At 73.8% G+C, this 24,234-nt stretch carries 26 protein-coding genes; 8 read left to right on the top strand and 18 right to left on the bottom strand.

The annotated features are described in order from the left end of the window. Positions 1-30: 30 nt before the first annotated feature. Both ACCP09_RS19325 and ACCP09_RS19320 read left to right on the top strand, forming a co-directional pair. The gene (locus ACCP09_RS19325; RefSeq protein WP_027931306.1) at positions 31-1,341 is read left to right on the top strand and encodes an MFS transporter; all 1,311 of its coding nucleotides are present in this window, start codon (positions 31-33) and stop codon (positions 1,339-1,341) included. Positions 1,342-1,350: 9 nt separating this feature from the next. Further along, entirely contained in the window at positions 1,351-3,939 is a 2,589-nt protein-coding gene (locus ACCP09_RS19320) for a LuxR C-terminal-related transcriptional regulator (RefSeq protein ID WP_433748538.1), read from the top strand. On the opposite strand, the gene ACCP09_RS19315 is transcribed toward ACCP09_RS19320, so the two are convergent. From ACCP09_RS19315 to ACCP09_RS19245, 15 genes are all read right to left on the bottom strand, one after another. Then, positions 3,934-5,169, bottom strand: coding sequence for a benzoate/H(+) symporter BenE family transporter (locus tag ACCP09_RS19315; protein WP_433748535.1), 1,236 nt, complete (start codon positions 5,167-5,169; stop codon positions 3,934-3,936). The two genes, ACCP09_RS19320 and ACCP09_RS19315, sit on opposite strands and share 6 nt — an antisense overlap. Positions 5,170-5,231: 62 nt before the next feature. After that, on the bottom strand, positions 5,232-5,417 hold the full coding sequence (locus ACCP09_RS19310; RefSeq protein WP_020418946.1) for a CsbD family protein: 186 nt from the start codon (positions 5,415-5,417) through the stop codon (positions 5,232-5,234). A 246-nt stretch (positions 5,418-5,663) separates the two neighbouring features. Then, positions 5,664-6,593 (bottom strand): non-homologous end-joining DNA ligase, encoded by a 930-nt coding sequence (gene ligD / locus ACCP09_RS19305; protein WP_433748532.1) that lies wholly within the window; start codon positions 6,591-6,593, stop codon positions 5,664-5,666. 66 nt (positions 6,594-6,659) lie between these two features. After that, positions 6,660-8,039 carry an MFS transporter gene (locus ACCP09_RS19300; protein WP_431903732.1) on the bottom strand — a complete coding sequence of 460 codons (1,380 nt, stop codon included), beginning with the start codon at positions 8,037-8,039 and terminating at the stop codon, positions 6,660-6,662. Then, the gene (locus ACCP09_RS19295; protein ID WP_123683118.1) at positions 8,036-8,623 is read right to left on the bottom strand and encodes a dienelactone hydrolase family protein; all 588 of its coding nucleotides are present in this window, start codon (positions 8,621-8,623) and stop codon (positions 8,036-8,038) included. Before ACCP09_RS19295 ends, ACCP09_RS19300 begins: the two co-directional genes overlap by 4 nt. Beyond that, on the bottom strand, positions 8,623-10,242 hold the full coding sequence (locus tag ACCP09_RS19290; protein ID WP_433748527.1) for a thiamine pyrophosphate-binding protein: 1,620 nt from the start codon (positions 10,240-10,242) through the stop codon (positions 8,623-8,625). The genes ACCP09_RS19295 and ACCP09_RS19290 overlap by 1 nt, the downstream gene beginning before the upstream one ends. A gap of 226 nt (positions 10,243-10,468) precedes the next feature. Continuing rightward, a complete protein-coding gene (locus ACCP09_RS19285; protein WP_378335766.1) occupies positions 10,469-11,248 on the bottom strand; it encodes an SDR family oxidoreductase in 780 nt (259 codons plus the stop codon). 8 nt (positions 11,249-11,256) lie between these two features. Beyond that, positions 11,257-11,991 (bottom strand): SDR family oxidoreductase, encoded by a 735-nt coding sequence (locus tag ACCP09_RS19280; protein ID WP_433748524.1) that lies wholly within the window; start codon positions 11,989-11,991, stop codon positions 11,257-11,259. After that, positions 11,982-12,695 (bottom strand): alpha/beta fold hydrolase, encoded by a 714-nt coding sequence (locus ACCP09_RS19275; protein ID WP_433748521.1) that lies wholly within the window; start codon positions 12,693-12,695, stop codon positions 11,982-11,984. The genes ACCP09_RS19280 and ACCP09_RS19275 overlap by 10 nt, the downstream gene beginning before the upstream one ends. Next, complete coding sequence (locus ACCP09_RS19270) at positions 12,692-13,468, bottom strand: aspartate dehydrogenase domain-containing protein (protein ID WP_433748518.1); 777 nt, start codon at positions 13,466-13,468, stop codon at positions 12,692-12,694. The genes ACCP09_RS19275 and ACCP09_RS19270 overlap by 4 nt, the downstream gene beginning before the upstream one ends. After that, positions 13,465-14,388: a VOC family protein gene (locus ACCP09_RS19265; RefSeq protein ID WP_433748515.1), complete on the bottom strand. Its 924-nt coding sequence runs from the start codon at positions 14,386-14,388 to the stop codon at positions 13,465-13,467. The genes ACCP09_RS19270 and ACCP09_RS19265 overlap by 4 nt, the downstream gene beginning before the upstream one ends. Before the next feature lie 17 nt (positions 14,389-14,405). Beyond that, entirely contained in the window at positions 14,406-15,449 is a 1,044-nt protein-coding gene (locus tag ACCP09_RS19260) for a Rieske 2Fe-2S domain-containing protein (protein ID WP_431903754.1), read from the bottom strand. Positions 15,450-15,451: 2 nt separating this feature from the next. Then, the gene (locus ACCP09_RS19255; protein WP_037322573.1) at positions 15,452-15,637 is read right to left on the bottom strand and encodes a recombinase-like helix-turn-helix domain-containing protein; all 186 of its coding nucleotides are present in this window, start codon (positions 15,635-15,637) and stop codon (positions 15,452-15,454) included. A gap of 4 nt (positions 15,638-15,641) precedes the next feature. Continuing rightward, positions 15,642-16,577, bottom strand: coding sequence for a PDR/VanB family oxidoreductase (locus ACCP09_RS19250; protein ID WP_433748511.1), 936 nt, complete (start codon positions 16,575-16,577; stop codon positions 15,642-15,644). 4 nt (positions 16,578-16,581) lie between these two features. After that, on the bottom strand, positions 16,582-17,091 hold the full coding sequence (locus tag ACCP09_RS19245; protein ID WP_020418960.1) for a cupin domain-containing protein: 510 nt from the start codon (positions 17,089-17,091) through the stop codon (positions 16,582-16,584). Positions 17,092-17,274: 183 nt separating this feature from the next. On the opposite strand from ACCP09_RS19245, the gene ACCP09_RS19240 reads away from it, so the two are divergent. After that, on the top strand, positions 17,275-18,723 hold the full coding sequence (locus tag ACCP09_RS19240) for an aldehyde dehydrogenase (protein ID WP_433748507.1): 1,449 nt from the start codon (positions 17,275-17,277) through the stop codon (positions 18,721-18,723). Here ACCP09_RS19240 and ACCP09_RS19235 read toward each other — a convergent pair. Both ACCP09_RS19235 and ACCP09_RS19230 read right to left on the bottom strand, forming a co-directional pair. Further along, on the bottom strand, positions 18,720-19,241 hold the full coding sequence (locus ACCP09_RS19235) for a hypothetical protein (RefSeq protein WP_378363123.1): 522 nt from the start codon (positions 19,239-19,241) through the stop codon (positions 18,720-18,722). The two genes, ACCP09_RS19240 and ACCP09_RS19235, sit on opposite strands and share 4 nt — an antisense overlap. A 40-nt stretch (positions 19,242-19,281) precedes the next feature. After that, a complete protein-coding gene (locus tag ACCP09_RS19230; RefSeq protein ID WP_037322571.1) occupies positions 19,282-19,842 on the bottom strand; it encodes a MarR family winged helix-turn-helix transcriptional regulator in 561 nt (186 codons plus the stop codon). 64 nt (positions 19,843-19,906) lie between these two features. Between ACCP09_RS19230 and ACCP09_RS19225 the strand changes: the two genes are divergently transcribed. The 3 genes from ACCP09_RS19225 (at position 19,907) to ACCP09_RS19215 (ending at position 23,093) form a co-directional block, all read left to right on the top strand. Continuing rightward, a complete protein-coding gene (locus ACCP09_RS19225) occupies positions 19,907-20,785 on the top strand; it encodes an NAD(P)H-binding protein (protein ID WP_027931290.1) in 879 nt (292 codons plus the stop codon). 112 nt (positions 20,786-20,897) lie between these two features. Beyond that, a complete protein-coding gene (locus tag ACCP09_RS19220) occupies positions 20,898-21,365 on the top strand; it encodes a CPBP family intramembrane glutamic endopeptidase (protein WP_433748503.1) in 468 nt (155 codons plus the stop codon). 9 nt (positions 21,366-21,374) lie between these two features. After that, positions 21,375-23,093, top strand: coding sequence for a protein kinase domain-containing protein (locus tag ACCP09_RS19215; protein WP_433748500.1), 1,719 nt, complete (start codon positions 21,375-21,377; stop codon positions 23,091-23,093). A gap of 79 nt (positions 23,094-23,172) precedes the next feature. On the opposite strand, the gene ACCP09_RS19210 is transcribed toward ACCP09_RS19215, so the two are convergent. Next, positions 23,173-23,364 (bottom strand): hypothetical protein, encoded by a 192-nt coding sequence (locus tag ACCP09_RS19210; protein WP_378335754.1) that lies wholly within the window; start codon positions 23,362-23,364, stop codon positions 23,173-23,175. A gap of 69 nt (positions 23,365-23,433) precedes the next feature. Between ACCP09_RS19210 and ACCP09_RS19205 the strand changes: the two genes are divergently transcribed. Both ACCP09_RS19205 and ACCP09_RS19200 read left to right on the top strand, forming a co-directional pair. Continuing rightward, on the top strand, positions 23,434-23,958 hold the full coding sequence (locus tag ACCP09_RS19205; protein WP_433748497.1) for a YbhB/YbcL family Raf kinase inhibitor-like protein: 525 nt from the start codon (positions 23,434-23,436) through the stop codon (positions 23,956-23,958). 9 nt (positions 23,959-23,967) lie between these two features. Then, the gene (locus ACCP09_RS19200) at positions 23,968-24,099 is read left to right on the top strand and encodes a hypothetical protein (protein WP_017981498.1); all 132 of its coding nucleotides are present in this window, start codon (positions 23,968-23,970) and stop codon (positions 24,097-24,099) included. Positions 24,100-24,234: the final 135 nt, after the last annotated feature.

Genomic DNA, 24,234 nt, shown 5'->3' with positions numbered 1-24,234 from the left:
TCCCCTCCCCACCCCACACCGGGAGCCATCATGTCCGACACCGACGCAATGAAGCGCCGGCGCACCGTGTCCTGGGTGGTCGCCCTGTCGACGATCGCCCTCGTCTTCGACGGATACGACCTGGTCGTCTACGGGACCGTCCTGCCCACCCTGCTCGCCGACCCCACGCAACTCGGCCACATCAGCGCGGGCCAGGCGGGGGCGCTGGGCAGCTACGCCCTGATCGGCGTGCTCGTCGGGGCGCTGGCCGCGGGCGGCCTCGGCGACTGGATCGGCCGCCGCAAGATCATGCTGGTCAACCTGGCCTGGTTCTCGGTCGGCATGGGGCTGACCGCCCTGACCCAGAACGTCACCGCGTTCGGCTTCGGCCGGTTCTTCACCGGCATCGGCGTCGGCGCGCTCGTCGCGACGGTCGGCGCGCTGGTGGCCGAATTCGCGCCCGCCGGTCGGCGCAACCGTCTCAACGCGATCGTCTACAGCGGAGTCCCGGCCGGTGGCGTGCTCGCGTCGCTGCTGGCGATCGTGCTCGCCGACGCCGTCGGCTGGCGCGGGCTGTTCTGGGTCGGCGCGCTGCCGATCCTGCTGGTCCTGCCGCTGGCGGTCGTCAAGCTGCCGGAGTCGGCGAAGTGGCTCGCCGCCCGCGGCCGGGTGGACGAGGCGCGGGCGGTGTCCGAGCGGACCGGCGTGCCGCTGGTCGCCGAGCCGCCGGTGACCGACCGCGTGGGCTTCCCAGCGCTGGCGAGCCGCGCGCTCGCCTGGCCGACCGCGCTGCTCGGGCTGATGAGCTTCGCCGGGCTGCTGCTGACCTACGGGCTGAACACGTGGCTGCCGAAGATCATGGCGGACAACGGGTACGGCAAGAGCTACTCGCTGACCTTCCTGCTGGTCCTCAACCTCGGCGCGATCATCGGCGGCATGCTCGCGTCGCTGTGGGCGGACCGGGCCGGCGCGAAGCGGGTCGTGGTCACCACGTTCGTGCTCGCCGCGCTCACGCTCGCGCTGCTGCCGCTGGACCTGCCGCTGGCCGCCCTGCTGCTCGCGGTCGCCGTGGCCGGGGTCGGCACGATCGGCACCCAGGTGCTGATCTACGGGCTGGTGTCCAACTACTACCCGACGCGGGCGCGGGCCGCGGGCGTGGCGTGGTGCGCGGGCTTCGGCAGGCTCGGCGGGATCGTCGGGCCGGTGATCGGCGGCCTGCTGGTCGGCGCCGGGCTGGGCGGCACCACGGCGTTCTACATCTTCGCCGGGGTGGCGCTCGCCGCGGCGCTGGTCACCGCGCTGGTGCCGCGGGCACAGCACGCCGACCTTCCGGTGCCCGCCGTCGCGCCGGAGCCCGCCTAGAGTGACCATGTGGTCCACCGTCGCCCGCAGCTGATCGCCCGCGCCGCCGCGCTCGCCGCACTGGAGAGCGTGGCGGCGCCGGCGTTCGTGCTGGTCACCGGCCCGGCGGGGGTGGGGCGGACGGCGCTGGCCGACGAGTTCGCCGCCCGGCGTGACGGCGTGCGGCGCGCGGCCGGGGCGCCGTGGGAGACCGGCCGCGCCGGTGGCGTGCTCGCCCAGCTCGGCGGCGCCGACGGTGTGGTCATTGTGGACGACGCGCAGTGGGCGGACCTGGAGTCGTTGCGCACGCTGGTTTCCACGGTCCGGCACGACCGCGACGCCCGGCCGCTCGTCGTCGCCACCTGCGTGAGCGGCGACCACCGGGTGCCCGCGGCCGCGCTCGAACTGCTGCACCGGGCCGCCACCACCACGGTGCGCCTGGAACCGCTCACCGCGCCGGAGACCGGCGAACTGGCCGCCGCGCACGGTGTTCTGCTGCACCCGTCGATGGCCGAGCGGCTGTGGCGGCACACCGGCGGCATCCCGCGCCACGTCGTGCAGTTGCTCGCCGAGGTGCCGCGGTCGACGTGGGCGCGGTTCGACCCGGACCTGCCCGCGCCCGCCGCCGTCGCCGCGCGCGTGCGCGAGGGCCTGGCGTCCTGTTCGCCGGAGGCGCGGCGGCTCGTCGAGGCCGTCGCGGTCCTCGGCCCGGGCACCGCGGTGCGGGACGCGGCGTCGCTGGCCGGGGTCGACGGCGACGTGCTGCCCCTGCTCGACGAGGCCTGCGCCGCGGGGCTGGCCGAGTTCGCCCCGCACGGCCTCACCGAGGCCGGGCCGCCGGACCCGATGGTGCGGGCCGCGGTGCTCGCCGCGATGGGCCCGGCCGCCGCCGCGGACGCCCACCGCCGGGCCGCGGACCTCATCGAGGACCCGGTCCGGCGCATGCACCTGCTGGTCGCCGCGTCCCCGGTGCCGGACGCGGCCGTCGCCGACCGCCTCGACGAGCTGGCCGCGGAACGGGCCGCCGAGGGCGCGTGGGGTGTGGCGGCGTCGCTGCTGTCCGACGCCAGCCGCCTCACCGACGACCGGCTGAGGCGGGAAAGCCGCCTTACCCGCGCGGTGGACGCGCTGATCGGCGCCGGGGACGCCTTCGCCGCCGCGGCGCTGGTGCCGGAGGTGGAGAGCCTGCGGGAAACACCGCTGCGCAATGCCGTTCTGGGCTACCTGGCGATCGTGCGCGGCCGCGCCGCCGAGGCGGAAACCCGGCTGGGCCGCGCCTGGGGGCTGGTCAACACCGGCCGGGAGCCGGACGTCGCGGCGTTGATCTGCCAGCGCTATGTCCTGCATTCGCTGTCGCGGTGCCGCGCCGAGGACCTGGTGCGGTGGGCGGACCGGGCGATCTCGCTGGTGCCCGCCGACGCCCCGGCGGCGGTGGAGGCCGCGGCGATCCGCGGGCTGGGCCTGGCCGGCAGCGGGCGCCCGGACGAGGCGCTCGCCGGGTACGCGGAGCTGGCCGAACGGGTGCAGCACGGCGCGCAGGCGCAGCGGATCCAGATGGGCCGCGGCTGGCTGAACCTGATGGTCGACGCGATCGACGAGGCGCGAGTGGACCTGGAGATCGCGGTGCCCACGACGTTCCTCGGCGGTTCGACGCGGATTTCGTTGTGGGCACGCGGGTGGCTGGCGCGGGCGCAGTTCCTGGCGGGAGAGTGGGACGACGCGCTGCGCACGGTCGCGGAGGCGGAGCCGTTGCTGGACCGCTCGGGGATCGTGCTGGCCGGGCCGCTGCTGGCGTGGACGGCGGTGGCGGTGCACGCGCTGCGGGGCGACTGGGAGCGCGCCGAGGAGGCGTTGCGCCGTGCCGATGCGGGGCCGCAGGATTACGAGATCATGCGGGTGCCCTCGTGCCTCGCGCGGGCGCACATCGCGGAGGCGCGCGCGGACGCGGCCGGGGTGCTGCGGGCGTTGCGGCCGCTGACGATGCCGTGGGCGGGCGGCAGCATCGACGAGCCGGGGTTGTGGCCGTGGGCGGACATGTACGCGCACGCGCTGGTGCTGGAGGGCAAGACCGCGGAGGCGGACGCGTTCCTGGCGCCGCACGAACGCCTCGCCGCGGAACGCGGGCGCGTCTCGGCGCGGGCCAGGCTCGGTGCGGCGCGCGGACGGCTGCTCGGCACGCAGGGCGACGTCGACGGGGCGCGGGCGGCGTTCGACGAGGCGCTGGAACTGCTGGAGGACCTGCCGTTGCGCTACGACCTGGCGCGGGTGAACTTCGCCTACGGGCAGATCCTGCGCCGGGCGGGCAAACGCCGCGAGGCGGACGCGGTGATCAGCACCGCCCGTGACGCGTTCGCCGCGCTGGGGGCCGCGACGTACGTGGCCCGCTGCGACCGCGAGCTGAAGGCGGGCGGCGTGCACGTCCCGCGCGGCCGCGGGTTCGGCGAGCTGACCCCGCAGGAGGAGGCGGTGTCCCAGCTGGTCGCCAGTGGACTGTCCAACCGGGAGGTCGCGGCGGAGCTGTTCCTGTCCACCAAGACGGTGCAGTACCACCTGACCCGCATCTACGCCAAACTCGGCATCCGCTCGCGCGCGGAGCTGGCCGCCCGGCGGCGGTCATGAGCGGAAGTCGCCGCGCTCCAGCAGGAACGACACCGCCAGCCCGGCGACCAGGCCCCAGAACGCGGAGCTGATGTGCAACGGCTGCACGCCGGACACGGTCACCAGGAACGCCACCAGCGCGCCGAGGGTGAAGCGGGTGCGGAAGGCCGTGACGAACGCGCTCTGCAGCGCCCGCAGCATCGCCAGCCCGCCCAGCACCGCGATGAACGCGGGCGGCGTCGCGAGCATCAGGCGCACGAAGGCCGGCGCGAACAACCCGGTCACCACGGCGCCGATCCCGCACACGACGGCCGCGGTGTACTGGCGGTCCCGCTCGCCCGAGGCGACCAGCAGTGCGTTCGTCGGCCCGGTCAGGCACGTGGAGACCGCGCCCACCGCCGCGGCGGGCAGCGACCACAGTCCGCACAGGACGGTCACGACGTTCGTGGGCGGCTCGTGCCCGGCCTGTTTCAGAACGGCGACGCCCTGGCCGTTCTGTACCACCAGCACGGTCACGGCCAGCGGCACGACCAGTTCCAGCAACGCGGGCCAGGTGAACCGGGGCGCCTGCAGCAACGGCTCGGCGAGCCAGCCGGAACCGGCAGGGGAGAAGCGGCCCGAGACCGCCACGGCGACCGCGCCGGCCAGCAGCGCCCCGAGGATCGGCGGCAGCCGTCTCCCGGCCGCGGGCAGGGCGCTGAGCAGCACGAACACCACGACCATCGGGACCGCGACCACCGGGTCCACGCCGAGCGCGGTCACCAGGTCGAGCCCGAACTTCAGGAACACCCCGGCGACCATGGCCATGACGATCGGCATCGGCAGCGCGGCCATCACCGTGCGCACCCAGCCGGTCAGGCCGATCACCAGGATCAGCAGCGCGGTGACCACGAACGCGCCCAGGACCTCGGGCCAGCTCAGGTGGGTGAGCGACCCGCCGACGACGACCGTGCCGGGGATCGTCCAGAAGAACGCCAGCGGCCGCCGGTACAGCCACGACGCGAGCGCCGTGAGGATGCCGTTGAGGAAGAAGACCCCGAAGATCCACGACGCGAGCTGCGCCGGGCTGAGGCCGCCCTGCACCCCGACGGCGAGGATGACCGCGATCGGCCCGGTCGCGGAGAACACCAGGCCGATCACGCCGTTGGTGAGGGTGGCGCCGGTGAGGTCCCGGCGCACCCGCCGCGGCCCGGCGACCGGTGACGGCGGACGCTCGAACCGCGGCGCGCTGATCTCCTCGTCGAGTCTCATGTACGCATGCTGAACTCATCGAACGCCATGCGTACACCCTGTTGTGGCGTGTGCCACCGGGGTCAGCGGTCGAACACGTCCTTCGCCGCGTCCTTGACCTTCTCGCCGGCCTGCTTGACGTCGGCCTTGCCCTGGTCGCCCTTGCCCTCGGCCTCCCACTGCTCGTTGCCGGTGGCCTTGCCGAGGCCTTCCTTCGCCTTGCCCTTGAGCTCTTCAGCCTTGTTCTGGGCCTTGTCGTCGGTGCTCATCTCCGGTCCTTCCGGTCGGTGAGCGCTGGGATTACCCGCCGGAGTGATCCTTATGCGGCGTTCACCGGCGGAGTCAGGTGCGGCGCCCGCCCGGTGCGGGCGCGCCGCGCCGGAGCGGTGCGACGGGGTTCGCGTGCCGGTTGCGGCCGGTCCGGACTCCGGCGGTCGGCGTGGTCGTGCGGGGCCGAGCTGGGGTGGCGCTCGGATCGTGGGGGCCGTCGCGAGACCGCGAGTTCCGCGCCGCGGTCAATCCAGCCCGTCGCGGTCCGCCCACTCCAGCAGCGTCTCCAGCGAGTAGGCGGTGTCGTCGATGCCCGCGTGCAGGTCGCCGAGCTTCGCGAACCGGGCGGGGACCGTCGCGATCGTGCAGTCGCCCGGTTCGACGTCGTCCACCTCGTCCCACGCGATCGGCGTCGACACCGTCGCCTCGGGCACGCCCCGCACCGAGTACGCGCTCGCGATCGTGTGGTCGCGCGCGTTCTGGTTGTAGTCGACGAACACCAGCGCCGGGTCGCGGTCCTTGCGCCACCACGTCGTGGTCACGTCGTCCGGTGCCCGGCGCTCCACCTCGTGCGCGAACGCCAGCGCCGCCCGCCGCACCTCGCTGAACCCCCACCGCGGCTCGATCCGCACGTAGATGTGCAGGCCGCTGCCGCCGGACGTCTTGGGCCACCCCGTCGCGCCCAGCTCGTCGAGCACCTCGTGCGCGACGTGCGCCACCCGCCGCACCCGGGCGAAGTCGGCCTCCGGGCCGGGATCGAGGTCGATGCGCCACTCGTCGGGCTTCTCGGTGTCCGCCCGCCGCGAGTTCCACGGGTGGAACTCCACGGTGCTCATCTGCACCGCCCAGATCACGTGCGCCAGCTCGGTCACGCACAGCTCGTCGGCGTGCCGGTTGTAGCGCGGGAAGTGCACGCGCACCGTCTCCAGCCACGGCGGCGCCCCGGTGGGTACGCGCTTCTGGTGCACCTTGTCGCCGCTCACCCCGGACGGGAACCGGTGCAGCATGCACGGCCGCTCCCGCAGCGCGCGCACGATGCCGTCGCCGACGGACAGGTAGTACCGCGCCAGGTCCAGCTTCGTCTCGCCCCGCGCCGGGAAGTAGACGCGCTGCGGGTTCGAGATCCGCACCGTGTGGTTCCCGACCTCCAGCTCCACCGCCTCGCCCTTGGCCATGGGCCGAACCTAGCGTGAAAACCGCGCCGCGGCGGGGTGCCGGGCGAACCCGGCACCCCATCGGAGTCAGGGCGCGATCTCCTCCAGCGTGCGGCCGCGCGTCTCCTCGGCGAACACCGCGGCCACGATCGCGCCGACCAGCGTGATCCCGCTGATCAGCAGGAACACCGAGCCCAGCGCGGTGCCGCCGGCGTAGACCGCGCCGACCAGGATCGGCCCGAGGATCAGGCCCAGCCGGTTCATCACCCCGCCGAGGCTGCAGCCCAGCGCGCGGCTGCGCGTCGGGTACAGCTCGGGCGTGTAGAGGTACAGGCTGATGTTCACGGCGAAGTTGAACACCGCCGCCAGCGACGACCACACCAGCAGCTGCACCGGCGACCCGGCGCCGAGCGCGCCCAGCACCACCAGCATCGCGGTGGTCGCGCCGAGCCCGGCGGCCAGCACCATCCGGCGCCCGATCCGGTCGATCACCAGCGCCGCCAGCACGCACCCGACCAGGCCGGCGGCCGAGGTCGCGGTGCTGTACCAGAGCGCCTGGCCCAGCGGCAGGTGGAACACGCCGCGGTAGATGGTCGGCAGCCACGACGTGATGCCGTAGTTGGCGAGGTAGCCGACGAACCAGATGGTCCACACGGTCAGCGTGCGGCGGCGGTAGCGGCCGGCGAACAGGTCGCGCAGGGCGTTGCCGCGCTGCTGCGGGGCGGTGACCGGCACCGTGGCGGCGGGCGCAGGCAGCGGCTCGCCGGTGGCGCGCCGGACCTTGGTCTCCATCGTCGCCATCGCCGCGGCGGCCTTGTCGTACTTGCCGCGGGAGGCGAGCCAGCGCGGCGACTCCGGCACCTTGCGCAGGATCACGAACGCCATCAGGCCGGGGACGGCGGCCAGCAGGTACAGCGAGCGCCAGCCCCACAGGGGGATCAGCCACGCCGCGACCAGCGCGCTCACCGCCAGGCCCGCCGGGAACACCACCTCGTAGAGCAGCACGAACCGGCCGCGCTTGTGGGCGCGGGTGATCTCGCTGATGTAGGCGGCCGCGGTCGGCACCTCGCCGCCGATCGCGAGGCCCTGCACGAACCGCAGGACGAGGAACGGGGTGAGCGAGTCGCAGGCCGCCATGCCGGCGCTGCACAGTGCGCTGACGGCGACGCAGATCGCGATCACCCGCACCCGGCCGATCCGGTCGGCGGCCCAGCCGGACACCAGCGCGCCGACCAGCATCCCGATCGAGCCGATGGTCAGCGCCGCGGTGCTGGTGGCCGCCGACAGGCCCCACTCGCGGGAGAGCACCGGCAGCGTGTAGGCGATCAGCAGCTGGTCGAACGCCTCGAAGAAGGTCACGATGCCGATCAGCAGGCGGACGCTGATCTGCCATCGCGACATCGGCAGCCGTTCCAGCCGCGCGGCGATGTCACCCTGCGTCATGGCGGGTGTGGCGTCGATGCTCATTCGGTCTCCTCGTCGGGCAATAGTGTGCGGGCTGAATCGAGGAATCGCACTGCTTCGTCCCAGGCGTCGGCTTCGTCACACAGGGACAGCCAGGACCCGCCCAGGTTCGCGGCGAGCACCGGCAGCTCGGGGAGGTCCGGCCAGGGCCCCTCACGCGGGTCGACGCCGGCGGCCGGCAGTCCGTGCTCGGCGGCGGCCACGGCGGCGAGGTGGGCGCCCTGGCCGAGCCCGATGAACGCGCTCGCTGGAACCCCCGCCCGGCGGCTCAGGTGGTCCAGCGCGCCGGCCACGTCGGCGGCGAGATCCGCGGGCTCGAGGGCCGCGAAGTTGCCGCGCGGGAAAACGCGCCCGCCGGTGTCGTAGTAGAGCAGCGGGGCGACGGCGAGGTACCCGCACTCGGCGAGCGTGCGGCAGGCGGCCTCGGCTTCGGCGGTGAGCCCCCGCTCGTCGTGCAGGACGATGACCGCCGCGCGTACGTCCGCGGCGGGGTAGCGCACGAGCAGGGGTGCGGCCGTCTTGAGGATGCGGCGCCGCCGGTTGGCGGGGGCGTGTCCGTGGTGGTGGGTGGTCGCCGGGGTGGCCATCAGTCCTCCCGGGGGACGGGCACCGGCGGGACGAACGGGCGTGGCGCCGGGTCCAGCGCCGTCACGTCGACCTCGATCACGGCCGGGCCGTGCTGCGCCACCGCCTTCTCCAGCGCCTCCGCGAACAGCGACGGCCTGCTCACCAGCTGGTACGGCAGGTCCAGCGACTGCGCGAGCCGCGAGAAGTCCGGGGTGTACAGGTCCACCCCGGCCCGCGAACCGCCGTGGTGGTCCTGCATGTTCCGCAGCACCCCGTACCCGCCGTCGTTGAAGACCACCAGCACCAGCCACGGCTTCTCCTGCGCCAGCGTGCCCAGCTCGCCCAGGTGCACGGCCAGCCCGCCGTCCCCGACCATCACCAGCGTCGGAGCGTCGCGGCCGGACAGCGCCGCCCCGATGCCCGTCGCCAGGCCCTGACCGATCCCGCCGCCGACCGGGAACAGGTTGGTCCGCGGGAAGAAGATGTCCAGCAGCCGGTTGCCCCACTGGCTCGACGGGATCGTCACGTCTCGGGCGATCACCGACTCCCGCGGCAACCCCGCCCGCATCGCGTCGCAGATTTCGCCGTACGGGCCGATCGCCTCGCGCAGCCGCGACCGCACGGCGGACCGCGTCGCCACCGCCCGTGCCCGCCACTGCCGATCACCGGACCCGCCCCGCAGCCGCCGCAGCACCGCCGCGGCCTCCCCGGCGATCCCGACCGTCGCCGGGTGCACCCGGCCCAGGGCGGCGGGGTCGACGTCGATCTGGATGTGCCGCGCGGGCAGCGCCAGGTGGTAGTGCTTCGTCTCGTTGGACCGGAAGTGCGTCCCGATCGAGATCAGCAGGTCCGCTTCGGCCAGCAGGTCCTCCGCCGCGGTCGCGAAGTTGCCGACCACCAGCGGGTGGTCCTCGGGCAGCGTGCCGCGCCCGGAGTTGCTCGTGAACACCGGCGCGTGCAGCCGCTCGGCCAGCTCCCGCACCTCGTCCCGCGCGTCGACCGCGCCGCCGCCGGCCCAGATCACCGGGCGCCTCGCCGAGGCGATCAAGTGGTCGGCCCGGGCCAGCGCGTCCTCGTCCGGCGGCGGCACCGGCGCCGGAACCTCCGGACCGCGAGCCACCACGTCGTGCCGCGCGTACTGCAGGTCGATCGGCCATTCCACACTGGACGGTCCACAGGGGAGGGACACGGCCTCCCGCACCGCCCGCCGCAGCGCGTCTTCGGCCTCGGCCACCGAAGAGATGGTCGCGGCGTGCTTGGACACCGCGGTGAGCATGCCCAGCTGGTCACGCGTCTCGTGGATGACCCCGCGGCCTTGCCCGAGGTAGGGGGAGTCGATCTGCCCGGTCACGTGCAGCACCCGGCTGCCCGCGGTCAGCGCCTCCACCAGCGACCCGGCCGCGTTGCCCGCACCGGTGCCGGTGCTGGTGATCGCGACCCCGAGCCCGCCGCCGGCGCGGGCGTACCCGTCGGCCGCGTTGACCGCCGCCGCCTCGTGCCGCACCGGCACGAACCGCAGCCGCGCCGCGATCGCCTCCACCAGCGGCAGGTTGTGCACGCTCACGATGCCGAACGCGGTGTCGACGCCGTTGTCGATCAGGATCTGGGCGAGCAGGTCCCCGCCGTTGCCGTGTGTCACACTTCCTCCTTGGATGTAGGCAGCTCGCACCGCCGCGGGTTCTGAGCCAGCTCGGCCGCGTGAAACGCGTCGATTGAGGGTGGTGGTGGGAGACGGGTGGGAGGCTCCTCGCGAGGACAGCGCCGACGTGGTGAATTGGCATTCATGAGGAGGCGATCCCACAGCGAGGGGGCGTCTGAGGTTCCGCCACCCGCACCGCTACGCAAGCCGTCACCCATGGAATTCCCTAGACGTATCGGGCGACGCCGCCACCGACGTCGAGGGCGGAGCCGGTGATGTAGGACGCGTGCGGTGACAGCAGCGCCACGATCGGGAAGGCGACTTCCTCGGCGGTGCCGAGCCTGCCGAGCGGGATGCCCCGGTCCGCGGCGAGCGCCGAAGTCCACTCCGCCCAGGTCAGCTCGGTGCCGGACTGTTCGTACCGGCGCCGCCACTGCCCGGTGTCCACCAGGCCGAGGCACACCGAGTTGACCCGCACCCGCGGCGCCAGCTCCGCGGCCAGCGTCTTGGACAGGTTCAGCAGCGCCGCCCGCGCCGCCGACGTCGCGGCGAGCTTCGGTTCGGGCTGGCGGGACAGGATCGCGTTGACGTTGACCACCGCGGCACCCGGCCGCAGCCACGGCTGCGCGGCGCGGACGACGTGCAGCACCGAGAAGATCTTCAGGTGCAGCTCGTCGCGCCACTGCTCGTCGCTGGTCTCGGCCAGCCGCGCCATCAGCGAGCGCCCGGCGTTGTTGACCACGCCGTCCAGCCCGCCGAACTCCTCACCGGCGCCGGTGACGAACCGGCGCACGTCGCCGGCGTCGAGGACGTCACAGGCCGCGGTGTACAGCCGGGCGCCGGCCGCGCGGGGCAGGTCGGCGAGGGCCTTCTCCAGCCGCACGCCGTCCCGCGCGCACGCGGCGACGTGTGCGCCCTCGGCGAGCAGCATCGCGGCGGTGGCCAGCCCGACACCGGAACTGGCGCCGGTCACCACGACCGCCCGCCCGGAAAGTCCCAGGTCCATGAAAACTCCTAGTGGCAGACGAATCCGCCGTCGACGACCAACGTTTGCCCGGTGATGAACGAGGCGGCGTCGGAGAGCAGGAACTCCACCGCGCCCACCACGTCACCCGGTTGCTGCGCCCGGGTCAGCGCCCGCCCGTTCGCGTAGAGCTGGTGCCGTTCGCGTGGCACCCGCTCGGTCGCCTCGACCTCGGTCAGGCCCGGCGCGACCGCGTTCACCGTCACCCCGTCCGGCCCCGCATCGCGCGCCATCGCCCGGGTCATCGCGATCACCGCGCCCTTCGAGGACACGTAGTGCACCAGCCGCGGCGGCCCGAACAGCGCGACGTCGGAGGCGATGTTCACGATCCGCCCGCCGGTGGCCGCCAGCTGCGGGTACAGGGCGCGGGCGACCAGCCACGGGCCGCGCGCGTTGACCGTCATCAGCCGGTCCCACGCCTGCACCTCCAGGTCGGCGAAGTGCTTGCCGCCCACGCCGTCGGCCATCGCCGCGTTGTTGACCAGCCCGTGCAGCGGCCCGATCTTCGCCACCTGTTCCGCCAGCCGCGCCACCGAATCGGGATCGGCGACGTCGGTGTCGATCCGGTGCACGCTCCGCCCGCGCTCTTCGAGCTGCGCCACCCCGCGGGCGGCGCGTTCCGGGTCGCGCTCGGCGACCACGACCTGCGCGCCGGACGCGCCGAGGGCGTCGGCGATCGCCCAGCCGAGCCCACGCCCGGCGCCGGTCACCACGATCAGGCGCATCGCACGGCCTCCACTTCGGACAGGAACTCGAGCAGGACCTCGTTGAACTCGCTGGGGCACTCCTGGTTGGCCGCGTGCCCGCCGCTGATCACCCGCAGCCGCGCCCCGGGGATCTCCCGCGCCAGCAGGCGGCTCTCCTCGACGCCGGTGACCTGGTCGTCGGCGCCCACGACCACCAGCGTCGGCACGCTGATCCGGCCGAGCAGCGGACCGTGGTCGGTGGTGGCCATCGACTCCGCGGCCGCGCGGTACCCGGCCAGGCGCACCCGGGCCATCGTCGCCTCGACCTTGGCGCGGGTCGCCGGATCGGAGCTCAGGCGCGGCGCTCGCCGCCGCGCGAACTCCGCGGCACCCACCTCGGCCAGCTCATCCACCCGCGCCCGCATCCGCGCGGCGGCCGCCGCGCTGGTGCCGGAGCCGCGCGTGGAGTCGGCCAGGGTCAGCGACAGCACGGGGTGCTCCAGCGCGAGCCGGGTCGCGATCACCCCGCCCCACGACACGCCCACCACGTGCGCGGGTTCGTCGAAGATCCGCGCCGCCCGTTCGGCGTACCAGGCGATGTCGGCGCGTTCCGGATCCGGCGAGTCCCCGTACCCGGGCGCGTCCCAAGCCACCACCCGGTGCCGCTCCGCCAGGACGTCCACTTGCGACTCGAAGGACGCGCTGGACCCGCCGATGCCGTGCAGCAGCAACACGGGGGTCACCGGAACACCACCCGCGGCTCCGCCAGCGCGGCGATCGCGGCGAGCACCGCGTGCGGCACGACCTCACTGCTCGTCGGCGTCCGCGGCGAGGGCCGGTTGCGGATCTCGAACCGGTACGACCCGGCCGGCCCGTCGGCGGTGATGACGTGCGAGGTCAGCTCGGCGGCCGGGTCGGCGATCACCGCCGCCTCCACCACGTCCCAGTCGCCCACGGCCAGCGCCACCGAGGCAGCCACGTTCGCCGACTTCGGGAACGCCGCCGTCACCTCGCGTGCCGGGCCGCGCATCAGCTCGACCGGCTCGGCGGTGGTCCGCAGCCGCGCGGACTCCTCGTCGGACATCCATGCCTGAACCAGGTTCGCGGCCAGTTTCGTGGTCTCGATCGTCACCCGGGACAGCGGCGCCATCCGGGCCGCCGCCCGCAGCAGGTCCAGGCCGCCGATCGCCCCGGTCGACAGGTGCAGCTCACCGGGGCCCGCGGACAGCAGCTTGTCCAGCAGGGCGTCGTCGGCCAGCGCGCCGACCGACACGACCAGCAGGTCCCGCCCGGCGGCCAGCACCTGCGGTCCGACCTCCGCCAGCGCCCGCTGCCCGGCCGCCTCGACTACCAGGTCCGAAGTGGACAAAAGTTCGTCCAGCGACACCAGCGGCAGATCCGCCGCACCGGCCGGGTCCACGACGCCGGAGAGCGTCGCACCCGGCACGGATCCGTCGCGCAGGGCGCGGGCGACCACGCCGCCGATCGAGCCCGCGCCGATCACCCCGGCCCTCATCCCCGCCACCACGCGGTGTAGCCGGGGTCGGGCACGCCCGCCATGTGGGTGCGGACGTCCTTCGACGGCGGCCCCGCGGTGCCCCACAGGTCGGACAGCTCGGGCGTGCGCCGCCACACCCGGCACAGCCACGCGTCCTCCACGACCTGCTCGACCTCGGAGGTGTACTCGCACACGAGCCCGGCCGGGTCGGCGAAGTAGCCGAACGTGTTGCTGCCCGGCCCGTGCCGGCCCGGACCCCACAGCGGGGTGATCCCGTTGTGCCGCAGCCGCCCGATACCGCGCATGAAGTGGTCGATCGAGGCCATCTCGTAGGCGACGTGGTTGACCGACGCGAACGGCGCCTGGTTGAACGCGATCACGTGGTGGTCGGCGTTGCAGCGCAGGAACGCCATCTGGTGCTCGGACCAGTCGGAGATCCGCATGCCGAGCACGCGGGTGTAGAACTCGCAGGCCGCGTCGATGTCGGCGGTGTTGAGCACGACGTGCGCCAGCTTGCGCGGCACCGCCGGGTGGCCGTCCGGATCGTCCGGGGTCACCGCGAACACGTCCGCGGACAGCTCGACCAGCCGGCCCTCCGGATCGGCGAAGCGCAGCCCGTAGCCGCCGCCGACCTGGTCCAGCTTGCCGGGCTCGGTGACCAGCGGAATGCCCTGCGCGACCAGGCGGCTCGCGGCCTCGTCGATCTCGCGGGGCGTGGCGACCGCGAAGGCCACCTTGCCGAGCGCGTTCCGCTCGGCCTGCTGCAACTGCAGCACGTGGTGCTCGCTGCTGGTGCCGCGCAGCCACACCGCGCCGGTGTCCTGCTCGACCTGCCGCAGGCCCCACACCTCGCGGTAGAACTCGCCCGCGTCAGCGCACGCGGTGGAGCGCAGGGTCACCGACCGCAGCGCCCGCAACCGGACGACGGGTTCGGACATGGTGTCCTCCAAGGGGTTCAGGCGACCGGGACCGGTGCTGCGGTCGCGGGCTCGGCCAGGCGGGCCGCCTGTTTCGCGGCCTCCGCCTTCAGCAGGCGGCGCATCCGGACGAGCGCGATGTCGTGCTGGTAGAGGTTCTCCCGGTCCCAGGCGTCGGCGGGCATCGCCTCGGCCATCTCGCGGTCCTGCTCCAGCACCGCGTAGTGCCGGGCCGCCAGCCGGTTGCGGTAGAGGAAGCGCCAGCTGTCCCGCTCCCAGCCGGACACCTTGCGGCAGCGCCAGAAGAACCCGGCGTGCCGGTTCGCCGAGATCGCGCACAGCCCGGCGACGATCGTGAACGGCCCGCCCGGGCCGGCGGTGTCCGGGTACGGGATGTCGAGGGTGACCCAGTCGGCGCCGCCGTGGGTCAGCTCGACCCAGTCGAAGTTGACGCCGCGCTGGTCGGTCTTCTCGAACACGAAACCGTTGTCGGTCGCCCGGATCTGGAAGACCGCTTCGCGTTTGCCGGCGAACATGGTGTGGCTGTTGCGGTGCAGGAACGCGCCGTGCATCGGGTCGAGCAGGTTGTCCAGCGAGTACAGGTAGGGTGCGTCCCACTCCACGTAGCAGAGGAACTGCGACCACTCTCCGCCCGCGATCGGCTCCGGGACCTCCAGCGGGGCGGGCGGTGCCGACTCGTCGAGTCCGAACCAGGCGAAGATCGCGCCGGCGTGCTCCTCCGCCGGGAACGTCCGCAGCACGCGGCGGCCCTCCAGGGCGCAGCCCGGGCTCCCCGGCACGGACACCACTGTGCCCTCGGCGTCGACCTGCACGCCGTGGTAGTTGCAGGCCACCCGGTCGCCCATGTGCACGCCCTGCGACAGCCGCGCGGCGCGGTGCGGGCAACGGTCCTCCTGGACGTGCACGACACCGGCGGCGTCGCGCCACAGCAGCAGCTGCTCGCCCGCGCGCTCGATCCGGACCAGCTCACCGGGACGCACGTGCCCGGACGGGCACAGCGGGTACCAGCGGTCCCGCAGCCCGAACGTCACCAGGCCGTCGGTGGTGTGCAAGGGGTTCACGTCTACTTCTCCGTTCCGCTCAGGCGGGCCAGTTCGGCGGTGAACGACGACTCGGTCCAGTCCTCGCCGCCCGCGGGGCGCACCCCGGAGGAGTTGAGGGCGGCCACGACACCCGGCAGGTCGTGCACGCCGCGGCCGTAGATCGCCTCGAGTTCGTCGCCGAACGCGTTCTCGTAGCTGGAAGGCATGTCCTCAGTCCTCCACGTCCAGGACGAGCTCGGCCGACCGGCTGCGGGACACGCAGATCAGCATCGTGCCGCCGGCCGCCTTCTCGTCGTCGCTCAGCAGGAAGTCGCGGTGCTCGGGTTCGCCGGCGAGCACCTTGGTCTCGCAGGTGCCGCACACCCCTTCGCGACAGGAGTTCGGCACGGACACCCCGGCCCCGGCGAGCGCGTCCAAGATGGACACTCCCGCGGGCACGGGAATCCGGCGCCCCGATCCGCCGCACACCACGTCGAAGCTTTCGTCGGGGGTGGCCGGGGCTGTCGTGGGTGCGCGGAACCGTTCCACCCGCAGTATCGAGGCGTCCGGGAGCGCGGCCTCGACGGCGGCGATGAGCGGTTCCGGGCCGCAGCAGTAGACGAGCGTGCCCGGCCGCAGCCCGGTCAGCTCGGCCGCCAGGTCCGGCGGTCCGCCGCGCTCGTCGTCGGCGTGCACGCGCACCCGGTCCGCGGGCAGGTCGGCCAGGAACGCCATGCTCGACCGGGATCGTCCACAGTAGAGCATGGACCAGTCGGACCCCCGCTGTTGCAGGGTGTTCGCCATCGCCAGCAGGGGAGTGATGCCGATGCCGCCGGCGATCAGCAGGTGCCGGGGCGCGTCTTCGAGGGCGAAGTTGTTGCGTGGCCCGTCGACCTCGATCAGCGTGCCCGGGGTGAGGCGCTCGTGAACCCAGGCGCTGCCGCCGCGGGAGGACGGCTCGCGCAGGACGGCCACGGTCCAGCTGTGCCCGTCCGCCGGGTCGCCGCACAGGGAGTACTCCCGGACCAGCCCGTTGGGCAGGTGCAGCGACAGGTGCGCGCCCGGCTCCCACGCCGGCAGGGCCGCCCCGACGGGGTCGCGCAGCTCGACGCGCACGACCCCGTCGGCCAGCCAGGTGCTCTGGTGAACTCGTACCGTCCGGGTCATGGGTTCAGTCGCGGGTCACGCCGTGCATCGGCGAGGTCGGCGGGTAGGTCGGCAGCTGCGGCTTCTGCGCGCCGATGATCACGGCGAACAGGGCGTCGGTGTCGCCGATGTTGCGCAGGCTGCGCGGCACCCCGGCCGGGACGCGGATCAGGTCGCGGTAGCCCAGCACGCGGCTGGCGGTCTTGGTGCCGTCCTCGACGTCGTGCACCGTGACTTCGAGGGTGCCCTCCAGGACGAAGAAGACCTCTTCCACGTCGTGGTGGGTGTGCTCGGGGCCGATCGCGCCGGCGGGCAGCCGCATGTTGGAGAACGTGAAGTGCTCCGAGGGCAGGATGCGGTTGTCGGTGTCGTGGTTGCCGGTGGCGCCGGAGCCGATGTAGCGGACCTGCGCGCGGCGGAACTGCTCGCCCGCCTTGGCCTGGAAGCCGAGCGTGTCCCAGTCCTCGTAGCGCGATTCGCGGGTCGCGATGCAGGAGTCGATCAGTTCCTCGAGGCCGGCTTGCGTCGTCGTCACGGGATCTCCTTGGATGTCTTAGCTCTAAGGGAACTTGGGAAGAGTTTGTAGCACCGCGACCCGGGCGACGACAACCCTTAGCTCTAAGTTTTCTGGCTGCCGGTTTCGATGGTGTTAACGGCTTCCAATTAACTTAGAGCTAAGTTATTCTGCCGATTCTGGACGGCCTGTGGAGGTGGCTCGATGACAGTGCCCGCGGACGAGATCCTGGTGGCCGGGCGGTGGCGGCGCGGCGGTGGCGCGCCGCTGGAGTGCGTGGACCCGGCGACCGGTGCGCCGATCGCGGTCGTGCACGGCGCGTCCGCCAGGGACGTCGACGAGGCGGCCCGCGCGGCCTGGGTGGCCGAGTGGGCGGCGTTGCTGCCGCACGAGCGGGCGCGGGTGCTGGCCCGGGTCGGCGACCTGATCGAGCGGGACGCGGAGGCGCTGGCCCTGCTGCAGACCCGCAACACCGGCAAGGCGCTGCGCGAGACGCGCGCGCTGGTGGCGAGCGCCGCGGCGACATTCCGGTTCTACGCGGCGGCGCTGGAGACGATGGAGACCGCGCTGACCCCGCAGCGCGGGCCGTGGCTGACGATGTCGGTGTACGAGCCCATCGGGGTGGTCGGCGCGATCACGCCGTGGAACTCGCCGATCGCCAGCGACGCGCAGAAGATCGCGCCCGCGCTCGCCGCGGGCAACGGCGTGCTGCTCAAACCGGCCGAGGCGACGCCGCTGGTGTCGCTGGCGCTGGCCCGGCTCGTGCTGGAGGCCGGTGTGCCGGCGCGGTCGCTGTCCGTGCTGCCGGGCCCGGGTTCGGTGGTGGGGGACGCGATCGTGCGGCACCCCGCGGTCGGGAAGGTCGCGTTCACCGGGGGCACGTCGACCGGGCGGGCGATCGGGCGGATCGCGGCGGAGAAGGTCATGCCGGTGACGATGGAACTGGGCGGCAAGTCACCGACGATCGTGTGCCCGGACGCGGCGGCCGAGCAGGCAGTGGCCGGGATCCTGTACGGGATCTTCTCCTCCAGCGGCCAGAGCTGCATCGCCGGGTCACGCATCTTCCTGCCGGAGTCGCGATACGCCGAGTTCCGGGACCTCCTGGTGGCGGGCGCGTCCCGGCTGCGCATGGGGCCGGGCACCGCGGCGGACACGCAGGTGGCGCCGTTGGCGACGTTCGCGCACCGCGACCGGGTGGCCGCGCTGGTGGACCGCGCGCGTGAGGAGGGGGCGCGGGTGCTGTGCGGGGGAGCGGTGCCGCCGTCGGCGGGCGCGTACTACCCGCCGACGCTGCTGGAGGGGCTGCCGAACTCGTCGAAGACGTGCCAGGAGGAGATCTTCGGCCCGGTCGGCGTGCTACTGCCCTACCGGGACGAAGCGGACCTGGTGGCGCAGGCGAACGACACCGTGTACGGCCTCGCGTGCGGCATCTGGACCGCCGACTACCGCCGCGCGTGGCGCCTGGCGCGGCGGATCGAGGCCGGGACGGTGTGGATCAACACGTACAAGCAGTTCAGCATCTCGACGCCGTTCTCCGGCAGGAAGGAGAGCGGGCTGGGCGTCGACAAGGGCCGCGAGGGGATCCTCGGGTACCTGCGGCAGAAGAGCGTGTACTGGGGCCTCGACGAGGCGCCCCTGCCCTGGGCCGGCTAGCGCCGCTTCCGCTCGTCCACCATGGCCTGGATCCGGGCGATCGCGGCGACGCGGCCGTCGGCCGCCTGCCCGGGTCCGGCCGGGTGGGGCAGCATCGGCTCGGGGCGGTGGCCGAGCAGCAGCGGGTTCCCGATCATCTCCAGGCCGTCGCTCGTGCGGTGGTAGCGCTGCGCGAACCGCACGCCCTCCGGCCTGCCCTGCTCGTAGGCGTCGACGAACACCGCCTCGGTCCGGTCCTCGTCCAGGGTCAGGAAGCCGTCCCAGGCCAGCGCGACGTGACGCGGCACCGGGTCGGCGGCGGCGAGGTCCTGCCGGGCCAGCGCGACGCTGCCCTCGACGGTGAAGTTCTCCTCGGAGTCGACGTAGCGGGTCGCGACCTTCTCGCCGTCGGGCAGGACGGCGAGCACGAAGGGCACGAAGCCGGACTCGGTCGTTTCCGCGTTTTCGACCGCGAAGTCGATCGCGTCGAACAGGGTCGCCGTGGCGTCGTTGCCGAGGTTCGGCACGGGGTCGGTCATCAGGCAGCCTTCCGGGGGGATGATCGTTCCCCGGTCCGACTCACCGGCGCCCGGAACGGTTCCCGTCGGTTTCCGCCCGGTCGGCCATCTCGGCCAGCCGGATCGAATGCTCCAGCCGGCTCAGCAGCTGCGCCAGCTGCGTCCGCTCGGTCTTCGTCAGGCCCGCGAGCATGCGGTTCTCGTTCGCGAAGTGGACCTCCGCGACCTTGTCGGTGAGCGCGAGGCCCTCGTCGGTGAGTCCGATGTAGACGATGCGGCGGTCGGTGGCGTCGCGCTCGCGGTAGACGAGGCCGGCGGCCTCCAGTTTGTCGACCCGCTGCGTGATGCCGCCCGTGGTGAGCAGGTTCGCGTCGGCCAGCTCGCCCGCCGTCCGGCGGTACGGCGCGCCCACGCGCCGCAGCGCGGCCAGGATGCCGAAGGCGGAGATGTTGACCCCGTACCGCCCGAACACCCGGTTGAGCTGCACGGTGTACCCGTCGAAGGCGCGGTGCAGCCGCCCGAACACGGCCAGCGGCGACGCGTCGATCTCCGGCGCCTCGCGGCGCCACTCCGCGAGCATCAGATCGACCGCGTCCGGCTGCGGCTTGTCGCGCTTCGGCATAGGATCCCCTCAAAACATTTCTACCGTAAGAATATCATCGCTAAGATAGCGCGGAGGACGGCTGATGCGGGTGGTGGTGGCGGGTTCGTCCGGATTCGTGGGGCGGCGCCTGTGCCCGGCGCTCGCCGAGGCCGGTCACGACGTCGTCGCGATGACCCGGCGCCCGGACGACTACGCCGGCGCGGGCGAACCCGTCCACGGCGACGTGCACGACGCCGGTTCCCTGAACGCGGCGCTGACCGGCGCCGACGCGGCCTACTACCTGGTCCACTCCCTGGGCGAGCCGGACTTCGAACGCCGCGACGCCCGTGCCGCACGCAACTTCGCCCGTGCCGCCGCGGACGCCGGCCTGTCCCGGATCGTCTACCTCGGCGGGCTCGGCGACGACGCCGACGACCTGTCGCCGCACCTGCGCAGCCGCCGTCAGGTGGAGGGCCTGCTGGGCGAGGCGGGCGTGCCGGTGACCGTGCTGCGCGCCGGGATCGTCATCGGCCACGGCGGGATCTCCTGGGAGATCACGCGCCAGCTGGTCGAGCACCTGCCTGCGATGGTCACCCCGCGGTGGGTCAGCACCCGCACCCAGCCGATCGCGCTGGCCGACGTCGTCCGGTACCTGGTCGCGCTGCTGGACGTGCCGCCGGGGCGGGTGTTCGAGGCAGGCGGCCCGGACGTCCTGGCCTACGGCGACATGCTGAAGCGCGTGGCCGGGATCGAGGGCCGGTTCCGGGTCATCGTGCCGGTGCCGCTGCTGTCGCCGAAGCTGTCGTCGCTGTGGTTGTCGCTGGTCACCGACGTGGACGCCCGCACCGGCCGGTCGCTGGTCGACTCCATGACCAACGAGGTCGTCGTGCGGGACCACAGCCTGCGCGAGGTCGTGCCGTTCGAGCCGATGGGCTTCGATGCCGCGGTGGTGGCCGCGTTGCGGGAGCGAGCCGGGGCGTGAAGACCGCGCTGGGGCTGGTCACCGCGGCCGGGGCCGGGCTGCTGGGCCACTCCCTGTCGCGGAAGCCGGGTTCGGCCGAGTTCGTCGGCTCGACCGCGGCGGTGGCGGGAGTGTGGCCGCCGGGAGCCTGCTCGACCGGACGCCGGCAGGCCGGATCGGCGCGGGCCCGGTGGCCGCCGGCGTCGGCGCGTTCGTCCTCGTCCGCGCCGGCGCCGAAGTGGCCAGGCGGATCCCGGTGCTGCGCCGGGCGCTGCAGGGCGTGCTCCGCTACGCGACCGCGGGCAACGGCGGCGCCGTGCTGCTCACGACGCTGGCCAACGGCGCGGCCGAGGAGCTCTTCTTCCGCGGCCCGGTCTACAACGCGCTGGGCGCGACCGGGTCGACGGCCGTCTACGTCCTGACCACCACGGCCACCCGCAACCCCGCGCTGGTCGCCGCGTCCGCCGTGATGGGAGCGGTGTTCGCGTGGCAGCGGCGGTCGGGTGGCGGGGTGCTGGCGCCGGTGGTGACGCACGTGGTGTGGTCGGCGTTGATGGTGTGGCGGCTGCCCGCTCTCGTCCCGGAGAAGGCCGGTCCGTAACCTGATCGGGTGACGACTACGGACGGACTGACCGTGGACGGCGCCGGCAACCTCCTCGCCGGGCGGTACCGGCTGGAGAGCCGCGTCGGAGCCGGCGGCACGGGCGTCGTCTGGCTGGCCCGCGACGAGCGTCTGGATCGCCAGGTCGCGGTCAAGCAGCTGTGGCCGGGCCCGGCGCAGAGCGAGCAGGCGCGGCAGCGGATCCTGCGCGAAGGCCGCAACGCCGCCCGGCTGCGCCACCCGAACGTGGTCACCGTGCACGACGTCGCCGAGCACAACGGGCAGCCCGTGCTGGTGATGGAGTATCTGCCGTCCCGCAGCCTCGCCGAGGTCGTCGCCGAGCAGGGGCTGCTCACGCCGGAGGCCGTCGCGCGGATCGGGCTGCAGGCCGCCGCCGCGCTGGCCGCCGCACACGCGGCCGGGATCGTGCACCGCGACGTCAAACCGGGCAACCTGCTCGTCGCCGACGACGGCACGGTCAAGATCGCGGACTTCGGCATCTCCCGCGCGACCGGTGACTCGGCGCTCACGCAGGGCGGCCTGGTCTCCGGGACGCCCATGTTCCTCGCGCCGGAGATCGCCCGCGGCGAGGAGCCGACGCCCGACTCCGACGTGTTCTCGCTGGGCGCCACGCTCTACGACGCGGTCGAGGGCGCGCCGCCGTTCGGCGACGACGAGAACCCGATCGCGCTGCTGCACCGCGTCGCCGCCGGGGAGGTCCCGGAACCGGAGTACGCGGGCCCGCTCGCCCCGGTGCTGATGGCGATGCTGCGGCCCGACCCCGCCCAGCGGCCCAGCACCGTGCAGGTGGTGACCGCGCTGCAGGCGGTCGCCGACGGGCAGCCGGTGCCGCCGCGCACGCTGAACCCGGCCCGCGCCCGGACGCAACCCGTTGTGACCCCGGCCTCGCCGACCGTGCCGGTCGCGCCGGTTGCCGGGCCGGCCGGTGCCGGGACGCGGGTGGACGCCCCGGTTGCTGGGCCGGGCGGCGCCGGGACGCAGGTGAACGCGCCGGCCGCCGCTGGGACGCGGCTGGACATTCCGGTGGCCGAGCCGGTTGGTGCTGCGACGCGGCTGAACACTCCCGTTGCCGGGGCGGGCGGTGCCGGGGCGCGGCTGAACAAGCGGGTCGCCGGGCTCGTCGCGTCGAAGCGCCGGTTCCTGCTGCCCGTCGCGGGCGCCGTGCTCGCCGTGCTGGCGGTCGTCATCCTGTTCACCCAGCTCACGCCTGATCCGCCGGCCCCGGCGCCGGCCCCGCCGCCCGCGGCGCTCGACGCCGCCGCGATCACCGGGGCGGTGCGCGAGTACTACGCCCTGCTTCCCGCCCGGCCGGACAACGCGTGGACCCGACTCGGCCCGAAGATGCAGGCGCAGGGCCAGGACGCCTACCGCGCCCGGTGGGCGGGCATCACGGCACTGACGGTCACCACGCCACCCGCGGTCGTCGCCGACAACACCGTGTCGGTGACCATCGCGTACACCTTCGAGGACGGTCGCGTGGTCACCGAGACGCACCAGCTCGGGCTCATCCCGGCCGCCCCCGCCCCGCTGATCGACAGCGACGCAGTGCTGACCAGCGAGACGAGCACACCGCCGCCCCCGCCGCCGTCACCCGCACCGGCAACCGCCGCCGAACCACCACCCGGCGGCGACACGGGAGACCGCAACGACCGCGACGACCGCGACGACCACAAGCCCGGCCGTGGACACGGCCGGGACCGCGACTGACCGGCGCCGGCCCCGCGGTTCCGCGCGGCGGAGCCGGTTGGCCTCGCGGATCACGTCCGGTGCCTGCGTCGGCCGTTCATCAACCGCTCTCGGTGTCGCGTGGGTATTCGGCCTGGCCGACGGTCCCCGTGGTGCCGGCCTCCTCCGTGCTGCGCGACACGGCGGTCTTGCCCGGCTGCGGCGGCTCGAACGGTTCGCCGGTGCTCTCGGCGATCGAGGTGCGGCTGTCCGCGTTCTCCTCGGTGTCGTCCTGGGGTCGTTCGGGGTTCATGCCGCGGTGGGTACCCGCCGGGCCAGTGGGTATGTCGGCTGGTGCGACCGATCTCCCGAGGAGGGCACCATGCCGGACCCCCAGCGCGCGGCGGGCCCGGCCGGCGATCGCGGCACGAGCCGGGGCGACCCGGGCCTCGGCGAGCCGCCGCGACCGCTCGCCGGCGGGCTCGAGCTGCGCACCAGCTCCTTCAGCGACAACACGTTGATCCCCGGGCAGTACTCCTACGACGGCGGCAACGAGCGGCCGTCACTGGAGTGGCTGGGCGTCCCCGACGGCGCCGCGGAACTCGTGCTGCTGTGCGAGGACCCGGACGCTCCCGCCGGCACGTTCACCCACTGGGCGGTCACCGGCATCGCGCCGACGTCGACCGGCCTGGACTCCGGCGTGGCGGGCCGCAACGACTTCGGGGAGCGTGGCTGGAGCGGCCCGCGCCCGCCGGTGGGGGATGAGCCGCACCGGTACTTCTTCCGCTTGCACGCCGTGGATCGCGAGCTCGGCCTTGGGGAGGACGCCACCGGCCAGGACGTGCGCGCCGCGATCGAAGGGCACGTCCTCAGCACCGGCACCGTCATGGGCCGGTTCGGACGTTAGGAGACGACGATGACCGACCCCCGCCGCGAAGACCTGGACGAGGAAGCCCGCCCGGCCACCGAACAGGACGAGGGCCTCGGTGAGGAGGACAACTCCCTGCCGGAGGACCGCACGCCGAGCGGCCCCGGCGAGGAGGCCTGACCCACGCCGGGGCTACTGGCGGTGGCCAGCTTGGCCCGGACCTGGATGTCGGACCTGACCCGGGGCGGTGAAAGGCTGCTGCGGGACGGTGGGGTCGCGCGCCGTCAGCTTCGGGTGGGGTTGGGTGTGCTGGGG

The organism is Amycolatopsis sp. 3B14 (assembly GCF_050958625.1).
Taxonomy (GTDB): Bacteria; Actinomycetota; Actinomycetes; order Mycobacteriales; family Pseudonocardiaceae; genus Amycolatopsis_E; species Amycolatopsis_E thermoflava.
This window is presented reverse-complemented; position numbering and strand designations above follow the sequence as displayed.